Origin of the sequence: Dietzia sp. CQ4 (assembly GCF_014145125.1) — a bacterium.
Taxonomy (GTDB): Bacteria; Actinomycetota; Actinomycetes; order Mycobacteriales; family Mycobacteriaceae; genus Dietzia; species Dietzia natronolimnaea.
The window spans coordinates 1-8,609 of sequence record NZ_JAALDZ010000096.1 but is presented as its reverse complement, the minus strand read 5'-3'; the positions used below and the strand labels follow the sequence as shown (position 1 = coordinate 8,609).

The window sequence follows — 8,609 nt, the reverse complement described above, 5'->3', positions numbered from 1 at the left end:
GCAGCCCACAGCGCCGCCAGGACCAGCGGCAGGATCACCACGACCAGCGCGAGGGCCCGCCTGCCGGGGCCCGGGCCGCTGGGCGCCCCGCCGACCGGCTCGTCGACGGGCTCGTCGACCGGGTCCACCCTCGTGTCCCCCGCCGGCTCGTCCACCGCAGGCTCGTCCGGCGACCGGTCGACCGGGTCGCCGACCGGGTCGTCCAGAGGTTCGTCCGCGCGGTCGGCTGCACTGGGGGTGGGGGGCATGCCGTGGATGGTAGTGACGTGGCGCACCCGTTCCCGCAGGTCATTCGGCATGCCCCGGAATCCTGCCCGAATCCGCCCGGGCGGAGAGTGTTAGCCTGGCCCGGCGGGCTCGGTACCCACGGGTCTGTTCCGACGCCCATCTCGACCACCTCCGGAGCCAACGGCACGTGACCCTGACCCTCGCCCTCGCAGTGGCCTTCGGCATCGCGGCGATCTCACCGTTGCTGGCCCGCACCATGGGGCGGGACGCGGGATGGCCGCTCGCGGCGCTGCTCGGCGGCCTCGCCCTGTACATCTGGTTCGCCGTCCCCGTCGACACCGTCTCCACGGTCGCGTGGATGCCCGCGTTGGGCGTCGAACTCCGCCTGTCCCTCGACCCGCTGGCCCGCGTGTTCACCATGATCGTCCTCGGGATCGGGGCCGTGGTGATGGCCTACTCGTCCCGGTACCTCGGGCGCGGTGGCGGTCACGGCGGGTACTACGGCCTGATGACGCTGTTCGCCGCGTCGATGCTCGGGCTGGTCCTGGCGGACGACGTCGTCCTGCTGTTCGTCGCGTGGGAGTTCACGACCCTGTGCTCCTTCTTCCTCATCACGCTCGCCGGCCCCAAGGGAACGCAGCCCGCGGTGCGGACGCTCCTCGTCACCGTCGCGGGCGGGCTCTGCCTGCTCACCGCCGCGGCGCTCATGGTGGTCCGCACCGGCACCACCGTGCTGTCGGAGATCCTGGTCGATCCGGTGTGGTCGACTGACCCCGGCTTCGCCACGGTGATCGCCGTGCTGATCGCCATGGCCGCGTTCACCAAGTCCGCGCAGTTCCCCTTCCAGGCGTGGTTGCCCGACGCCATGGTCGCGGCGACGCCGGTCAGCGCGTATCTGCACGCCGCCGCCATGGTCAAGGCCGGCATCTACCTGCTGCTGCGGTTCTCCGAGGCACTGCACGACGTCCCGGTGTGGAACCTGCTCCTCATCACCTGCGGCATGACCACCGCAGTGCTCGGCGCCGTGTTCGCCATGCAGCGGGACGACCTCAAGGAACTCCTCGCCTACTCCACGATCAGCCAGCTGGGCTTCCTGGTGGCGACGATCGGCGTCGGCACCCCGGCCGCCATGGTCGCCGCGATCATCCACACCATCGCCCACGCGCTGTTCAAGTCGTCCCTGTTCATGTTCGTGGGAGTGGTCGACCAGCAGACCGGCACCCGGGCCATGAGCGGCCTCCCGAGGCTCTACCGCATCATGCCCGGCACGGCGATCGGCGTGGGCCTGGCCGCGGCGTCGATGGCGGGGTTGCCCCCGCTGCTGGGCTTCGTGTCCAAGGAGTGGATGTTCAAGTCCATGCTGGACGCGCCGGGGGCGGCGTGGACGGGGCCCGCGCTCGGCGCCCTGGCCGTGTTCGCCGCGACCTTCACCTTCGCCTACTCGGCACGCTTCCTGCTCGGTGGGTTCGTCACCCACGGCCCCCCGGCGGGCCCGGGTCCAGAGCCGGTGCACAGCACCCCGGAGACCATCGAGGCCCCCCACGCCTCGTTCTTCCTCCCCGCCGCCCTCCCCGCGGTGCTCGGCCTGGTCCTCGGGTTCACCGGGTTCCTCCTCGAGCCGGCGGTCGCGGCCGCGGCGCGCGCGTCCCTCGGCGAGGGCTACGAGGCGGACTTCGGCCTCTGGCACGGGTTCGCGCCCGAGTTGTTCATGTCGATGGTCGTGATCACCTTCGGGATCGTGCTGGTCCTGGTACGCAATCCCGTGGACCGCTTCCTCGACCGCGAGCTCGCCCCCATCACCGGCGTGGCGACGGTCGACGCGCTGCGCCGGTGGGCCATCGCGGGCGGGGCGCGCGTCGGCGACGTCACCCGGACCGACCGGATCTCCCGGCACGTCTGGGCCGTCCTCGTGGTGCTGGTCGCCCTGGCCGCCGTGGGCGTGGCGGCAGTCCGACCCGAGCCCGAGGTGGGTTCACCCGTCCGGGCGGAGGACTGGGTGGTGGTGGTGCTGCTCGTGGTGGGCACCGCGGCCATGGTCGTCTCCCGCTCCCGTCTCGGCGCCGTCGCGAACGTGGGGATCGTCGGGTTCGCCATGGCGCTGTGGTTCTTCACGCTCGGCGCGGTCGACGTGGCCCTGACCCAGCTCCTCGTCGAGGTGCTCACCGTCGTCGTCATCGTCCTGGTCCTCCAGCGTCTCCCCCGGGCCTTCCACACGGTCTCCCGCTCGCGGACGCTCGTCAGCGCGGCCGTCGCGGTCGTGGTCGGCCTGGCCTCGGGCGCGGCGGTGTGGGCCATGACCGGCCGCCGTGAACTCTCCGATGTCGGGCGGTACTTCCTCGACAACGCGGAGGAGGACACCGGCGGCATCAACGTGGTCAACACCGTCCTGGTGGACTACCGGGCGCTGGACACCCTCGGGGAGCTCACCGTGCTCGGCGTAGCCGGACTCGCGGTGATCCTCGCGCTGCACGCCAGGCGCGCCCTGCCCCGTCGCGAGGTGCCGCTCGCCGTCCACGCGGACTCGCCGCTCCTGCCCGCCCGGGACAACGGCGTCTTCCTGCGCACGTTCGCCCGGGTCCTCGGCCCCCTGATCGTGCTGCTCTCGCTCTACTTCCTCGTCCGGGGCCACAACGCCCCCGGCGGAGGGTTCAACTCCGCGCTCATCGGCGGCGCCGGGATCGCGATCTACTACCTGCGCGCGCCGAGCGACGAGGCGGCGCGGATCCGCGTACCGTACGTCGCGGTCATCGCGGCCGGCGTGATCATCGGGGTCCTCACGGGCCTGGCGGGCTTCGCCGACGGCTCCTTCCTCCTGCCGCTGCACGCCTACCTCGGTGACGTGCACCTCACCACCGCGCTGGTCTTCGACGTGGGCGTCTACCTGGCCGTCCTCGGCGTGGTCATGGCCGCGATCGACAAGCTCGGCGGGGACGACCGGAGCGACGAACCCGCCGTGCCGCCCCCGCCCCCCGGCCCGGGCGCGGAGGCCACCGACCCCGCCACCACCGAGGACGCGGAACCGGTCCTCGACGCGGCCGACAACCGGGAGGTGCAGGCATGACCCTCGCGATCTCCGTCGGCGTCCTCATGGCCGGCTTCGTCTTCCTCGTCCTGCAGCGCGGGATGGTCCGGGTGATCCTGGGGTTCATCCTGCTCAGCCACGCCGCGCACCTCACGCTCATGGCGGCCGGCGGGGCGTCCCGGCGCGAGGAACCACTGGTGTCCGACCCCGACCCGTCGCTCACGGCCGACGGTCTGCCGCAGGCGTTCGTGCTCACCGCCATCGTCATCGCGTTCGCCATCACGATCTACCTGCTCGTGCTGGCGGTGATCGGCGGGGATGACGACGACACCGACGTCGGCGATCTCGACCACCTGGACCTCCTCCCGGAGATCCCGGGGGGCGCCCACCCGGAGGACCCGGAACCCGACGAGCCGACGAACCACGACGCGGAAGGGGTCCACCGATGATGCTGGAGTCCGCCCTCACCCTGTTCGTCGCCGTCCCGTTGTTGGCGGCGGGCCTGCTCGTCGCCGTCGCCTCGCGGACGCGCCTGGTCCTGTCGGTCCTCTTCGTCGTGCTGGTGGCGCAGCTGGCCGCGGCCGTCGCCACCGTGCCGTGGGTGTCGGACGGGTCGGTCGTGGTGCACCAGGTCGCGCTGTGGGCCCCCGGGGTGGCCATCCCGTTCGTGCTCGACATGTTCTCCGCTCTCATGCTCACGGTGACGAGCCTGTTGACGCTCACGTGCGCGGCCTTCGCCGTGGCGGCCGGGGAGGCGTTCAAGCGGTTCTACCCGCCGTTGGTCCTGCTCGTGACCGCCGGCGTCAACGGGGCCCTGCTCACGGGGGACCTGTTCAACTTCTTCGTCTTTGTCGAGGTCATGCTCCTGCCCTCGTACGGGCTCATGATGATCACGCGGTCCGGGCGGGCGAGCGTGGCCGGGGTCGCGGCGTCGCGGCTCTACATCTCGGTCAACCTGCTCGCCTCGACCATCCTGCTGATCGGCGTGGCCCTGATCTACGGGCTGACGGGGACCGTCAACATCGCCGAACTCCACGGGGCCGCGTCCGAGGACACCGCTGTGGCCGTGGCCACCGCCCTGGTGCTCTTCGCGCTCGCCATCAAGGCCGCAGTGGTCCCCGTGCACGGGTGGTTGGCGCGGGCGTACCCCAAGATGTCCCCCGCGGTGACCGCGATGTTCTCCGGACTGCACACCAAGATCGCGATCTACGCGATCTACCGCGTCTACGCGGTGATCTTCGACGGGGACTCCCGCTACCTCTGGGTGGGCGTGGTCGTGTTCTCGGCCACCATGCTGATCGGCGTCCTCGGCGCGGTGGGCGAGGCCGCCCCCCGCTCGATCCTCGCGTTCCACATGGTCAGCCAGATCGGCTACATCCTGCTCGGGGTCGCCCTGTTCGGCCCCCTCGGGCTCACCGCCGGCATCTTCTATCTGCTGCACCACATGATCGTCAAGGCCGGGCTGTTCCTCGCGATCGGCGCGATCGAGGTGCGCTACGGACCCAGGCGGCTCGGGCAGCTCTCGGGACTGGCCAAGACCGAGCCCCTCATCGCGATCGCGTTCTTCGCCTCCGCCATGTCGCTGGCCGGGATCCCGCCCTTCTCCGGCTTCGTGGCCAAGCTCAGCCTGATCATCGCCGCCCTCGACGCCGGGCAGATCGCCGCCGCGGCCGTCGCCGTGGCGGTGAGCATCCTCACCCTGCTGTCGATGCTCAAGATCTGGACGGGGATCTTCCTCGGCGAACCCACCGCCACCGACTCCCGCACGCTCCCGGAGGGTCTGGACCCCGCCTACTCCGATGCCCCGGGGATCCCCGACGGCCGGGACCGCGCCGGGCTCGACGCGAGCGGTGGCGCCGCGAGCGGTGGCGCCGCGACCTCCACGGTGGCCACCGCCACGGCGGAGGCCGGGGCCCCCGACACCGTCATGGTGCCCCCGGGTCGCCGGATCGGTCTGGCACTCGCAGCGCCCGCGCTGGCGCTGGCCGTGGTGACGTTGGCGCTGGGACTGGGGGGTCAGGTGCTCCTGGAGCTGTCCGGGACCGCTGCGGCCAACCTGTACGACCCGACCGGATACGTCCAGGCGGTGCTCGGATGACCGCCACCCTGACCTGGCCGCTGCGGATCCTGTGGTTCCTGCTGTGGTTCTTCTGGCAGCAGACCACGACCAGCGCGAAGGTCGTCCGCGACGCCTTCCTGCCCCACGCCTCGATCACCCCGGGCTTCGTGCGGTTCCCCACCAGGTGCCGCACCGAACTCGAGGTGACCGTCCTGTCCTCGCTCATCACCCTGACCCCGGGGACGCTGACCCTGGGCGCGCACCATCCGGGGGGCGGTGAGGGGTGGGAGATCGTGGTCCACGGGATGTACTTCCCGGATCCCGACGACCTGACGGCCTCGCTACACGATATGGAGAACCACATGCTGCGGGCGATCCGGAGAGAGGGGCTGGTCCGGTGATCGCCGTCGACATCGCCATCGTCCTGGTCTCCATCGCGGCCGTCCTGTCCTCCTACCGGATGGTCCGTGGACCCCACGCCGGTGACCGTGCCATCGCGGCGGACCTGCTGTTCTTCGCGTTCATCGCACTCCTCGCCCTCGTCGGCGTGAGGGTGGACAGCCCCTTCGTCTACGACCTCGTCCTGGTCGCGACGCTGGTGGGCCTGGTCTCCGCTCTCTCGCTGGCCCGACTCATGTCCGGGGGTCGGCGATGAGCTGGGACCTGCTCGCGACCGTCCTGGGATCGGTCTCCATCCTGACGGGGTCCGTGGTGTTCCTCGGAGGCGCCATCGGCCTCCTGCGATTCCCCGACCTCTACGTCCGGTCCTCCGCCATCGGGGCGGCCGCCGGACTCGGGCTGGTGTTCGTGATCGTCGGCGCCTTCCTGCTGCACCCCACCTGGGAGGCTGCGCCGAAGGTGGTGGTGGCCGCGATCCTCCAGTTCGCCTCCTCCGCCATCGGTGCCATGGCCATCGCCCGCTCGGGGTTCCTCTCGGGCGCCGCGCCCACCTCGGCCACCCGGTATTCGCAGATCGGGTTCGCCACCGACGCCCCGTCCGACTCCCCCAAGGGGACCGGTGATGACTGAGCCGCGCGATCTGCCGGACGATCCCGGGGGGCCACCGACCGACGCCACGGGGTTCGCCCTGGTCGACGAGCACGTCGACGAGGACAGCACCTACGGCGAGATGAGCCTGGACGAGGCGACCCGGCGGTTGGCCCGGCTCCGCTCCCGCGGCGACCTCCGGGCGGCCTCGCGCCTCATGGCGTCACTGCCCGACCAGGTCGTGGTGGACATGTTCGAGCGCAGCGCCGACCGCGACCGGGCCGTCGCGTTCCGGTTGCTGCCCAAGGGGCGCGCCCTGGTGCTGTTCGAGGCCCTCGACGCGCCGGTGCAGTCCGAGCTGCTGCGCGGTCTGCGCGAGGAGCAGGTCGCCCACCTCTTCGAGGAGCTCGACCCCGACGACCGAGTGGCTCTCATGGACGAGCTCCCGGCCTTCGTCGCCACGCGCCTCCTGCGCGGGCTGCCGCCCGAGGAGCGCGCGCTCACCAACGAGATCCTCGGCTACCCGGCCGGCTCCATCGGCCGCAGGATGACGCCCGAGTTCGTCTCCGCCCGGCCGGAGATGACCGCGGAGCAGGCGCTCGACCGGGTCCGCGCCCGGTTGGTCGACGTCGAGACGATCTACACGATCCCCGTCGTGGACCAGGGACGCCGCCTCATCGGGGTCGTCGGCCTGAGGTCCCTGATGGGCGCGGAACCCGACACCCTCGTCGGGGACCTGATGAACGACGCCATCTCGATCCACGCCCGCGCCTCCGAGGAGGAGGCCGCCCGCCTCAGCGCGGACGAGCGCGTGATCGTCCTGCCGATCACGGACGAGGAGGACCGCCTCGTGGGCATCCTCACCGTCGACGACGCGCTGCGGATCCTCGAGGACGCCGAGACCGAGGACGCGGCCCGCCAGGGTGGTGCCGAGCCGCTCCGTCGGCCGTACCTGTCCACGCCCGTCCGGTCCATCGTCCGCTCCCGCGTGGTGTGGCTGCTCGTGCTGGCGCTCGGCGCCGCGCTCACCGTGCAGGTGCTCGCGGTGTTCGAGACGACGCTCGAGCAGGTGGTCGCGCTCTCGCTGTTCGTGCCGCTCATCATCGGCACCGGCGGCAACACCGGCAACCAGGCGGCCACGACCGTGACCCGCGCCCTGGCCCTCGGTGACGTCCGACCCCGCGACGCCCTGCGGGTGCTCGTGCAGGAGGTGCGGACCGGGTTCATCCTGGGTCTGGCGCTCGGCGGGGTGGGTCTCCTCGCCGCGGGGTTCATCTTCGGATTCGATTTCGGGCTGGTCATCGGGTTCACGCTGCTCGCGCTGTGCACCATCGCCGCCACGGTGGGCGGGCTCATGCCGCTGCTCGCGCAATCGGTCAAGGCGGACCCGGCGGTGTTCTCCAATCCGTTCATCACGACGTTCGTGGACGCGATCGGGCTGATCGTGTACTTCCTCATCGCCCGCTCGGTGCTGGGGTTGTAGTGGTGCAGGGGTCGTCACCGTGGACCTGGTGACCGTGGTCCTGCAGGCCCTGGTGGTCGTGTTGGTCCTCAACATCCTGGCCTGCCTGGTCCGGGTGGTCCGCGGTCCCGGCCCACGCGACCGCGTCACCGGGGTCGTGCTGGCCGGCACCACCGGGGCGGCGTCGCTGGCGGTCCTCTCGGTGACCGGCCACCTGCCCTCGCTGCGCGACGCGGCGCTCGTCCTGGTGGCGCTGGCGCTCGTGCTCACCGTCACGATGGTCACCGCCGGCCCACGATGAGCGGTGCGGGCGCCGTCCTCGACGTCGCGGCGATCGTCGCCGCGGTCCTCGGGGGTCTGTTCTTCACCGCCGGGACGCTCGGGCTCCTCCGCTTCCCGGACCTCCGCAGCCGCCTCCACGCCGTCACCAAGGCGGACACCCTCGGGTTGGGGTTCGTCATGCTCGCGCTGTCCCTCCGTGCGGACTCGGGCTGGGAGGTCGCCAAGTACGCCACCATCTGGGTGCTGGGAATGGCCGTGGCCGCCGTCGCGGCCACCCTGCTCGCGACGGAACCGGACCGGGGCGCGGCGGCGTGAACGCGCTCGGTGTGGAGGCGCTGAGTGTGGAGGCGCTCGGTGTGGAGGCGGGGCCGATCGACGCGGGCGTGATCGACCTCGTGGTGGGCGTCGCGGCCCTCGTCGCGGCGACCGTGGCCCTCACCGTGCGCGACCGGCTCACCGCGCTCGTGTCGTTCGTCCTGCTCGGCGGACTGCTGGCGCTGGTGTGGGCGGGGGTCCGCGCACCGGACGTCGCGCTCGCCGAGGCCGCCATCGGGACCGGGGTCACCGGC

At 71.8% G+C, this 8,609-nt stretch carries 10 protein-coding genes and 1 pseudogene; 10 read left to right on the top strand and 1 reads right to left on the bottom strand.

Annotation, left to right across the window (positions count from 1 at the left end; translation table 11 throughout):
• Positions 1-248: pseudogene (locus G6031_RS06490) on the bottom strand (hypothetical protein); the annotation flags it as partial.
• A gap of 167 nt (positions 249-415) precedes the next feature.
• On the opposite strand from G6031_RS06490, the gene G6031_RS06485 reads away from it, so the two are divergent.
• The 10 genes from G6031_RS06485 to G6031_RS06440 all read left to right on the top strand — a co-directional run.
• On the top strand, positions 416-3,289 hold the full coding sequence (locus G6031_RS06485; RefSeq protein WP_182652806.1) for a DUF4040 family protein: 2,874 nt from the start codon (positions 416-418) through the stop codon (positions 3,287-3,289).
• On the top strand, positions 3,286-3,699 hold the full coding sequence (locus G6031_RS06480) for a cation:proton antiporter subunit C (protein WP_182644693.1): 414 nt from the start codon (positions 3,286-3,288) through the stop codon (positions 3,697-3,699). The genes G6031_RS06485 and G6031_RS06480 overlap by 4 nt, the downstream gene beginning before the upstream one ends.
• Positions 3,696-5,348 (top strand): monovalent cation/H+ antiporter subunit D family protein, encoded by a 1,653-nt coding sequence (locus tag G6031_RS06475; protein WP_182652805.1) that lies wholly within the window; start codon positions 3,696-3,698, stop codon positions 5,346-5,348. Before G6031_RS06480 ends, G6031_RS06475 begins: the two co-directional genes overlap by 4 nt.
• A complete protein-coding gene (locus G6031_RS06470; protein ID WP_182610374.1) occupies positions 5,345-5,710 on the top strand; it encodes a Na+/H+ antiporter subunit E in 366 nt (121 codons plus the stop codon). Before G6031_RS06475 ends, G6031_RS06470 begins: the two co-directional genes overlap by 4 nt.
• Positions 5,707-5,964 (top strand): monovalent cation/H+ antiporter complex subunit F, encoded by a 258-nt coding sequence (locus G6031_RS06465; protein WP_182610375.1) that lies wholly within the window; start codon positions 5,707-5,709, stop codon positions 5,962-5,964. Before G6031_RS06470 ends, G6031_RS06465 begins: the two co-directional genes overlap by 4 nt.
• Entirely contained in the window at positions 5,961-6,338 is a 378-nt protein-coding gene (locus G6031_RS06460; RefSeq protein ID WP_182652804.1) for a monovalent cation/H(+) antiporter subunit G, read from the top strand. The genes G6031_RS06465 and G6031_RS06460 overlap by 4 nt, the downstream gene beginning before the upstream one ends.
• Positions 6,331-7,779 (top strand): magnesium transporter, encoded by a 1,449-nt coding sequence (gene mgtE, locus G6031_RS06455; protein WP_182652803.1) that lies wholly within the window; start codon positions 6,331-6,333, stop codon positions 7,777-7,779. Before G6031_RS06460 ends, mgtE begins: the two co-directional genes overlap by 8 nt.
• Positions 7,780-7,798: 19 nt before the next feature.
• Positions 7,799-8,059, top strand: a complete 261-nt coding sequence (locus G6031_RS06450) for a hypothetical protein (protein WP_182652802.1) — start codon at positions 7,799-7,801, stop codon at positions 8,057-8,059.
• On the top strand, positions 8,056-8,355 hold the full coding sequence (locus G6031_RS06445) for a monovalent cation/H(+) antiporter subunit G (RefSeq protein ID WP_182652801.1): 300 nt from the start codon (positions 8,056-8,058) through the stop codon (positions 8,353-8,355). Before G6031_RS06450 ends, G6031_RS06445 begins: the two co-directional genes overlap by 4 nt.
• Positions 8,352-8,609 (top strand): DUF4040 domain-containing protein (locus tag G6031_RS06440; RefSeq protein WP_347238451.1); only part of this gene is annotated, 258 nt, incomplete at its 3' end. The genes G6031_RS06445 and G6031_RS06440, both read left to right, overlap by 4 nt.

What these genes read in the sequence shown, in the direction of transcription:
- G6031_RS06480 (WP_182644693.1), top strand. Translation starts at nt 3,286, where the DNA reads ATGACCCTCGCGATCTCCGTCGGCGTCCTCATGGCCGGCTTCGTCTTC.
- G6031_RS06475 (WP_182652805.1), top strand. Translation starts at nt 3,696, where the DNA reads ATGATGCTGGAGTCCGCCCTCACCCTGTTCGTCGCCGTCCCGTTGTTG.
- G6031_RS06470 (WP_182610374.1), top strand. Translation starts at nt 5,345, where the DNA reads ATGACCGCCACCCTGACCTGGCCGCTGCGGATCCTGTGGTTCCTGCTG.
- G6031_RS06460 (WP_182652804.1), top strand. Translation starts at nt 5,961, where the DNA reads ATGAGCTGGGACCTGCTCGCGACCGTCCTGGGATCGGTCTCCATCCTG.
- mgtE (WP_182652803.1), top strand. Translation starts at nt 6,331, where the DNA reads ATGACTGAGCCGCGCGATCTGCCGGACGATCCCGGGGGGCCACCGACC.
- G6031_RS06445 (WP_182652801.1), top strand. Translation starts at nt 8,056, where the DNA reads ATGAGCGGTGCGGGCGCCGTCCTCGACGTCGCGGCGATCGTCGCCGCG.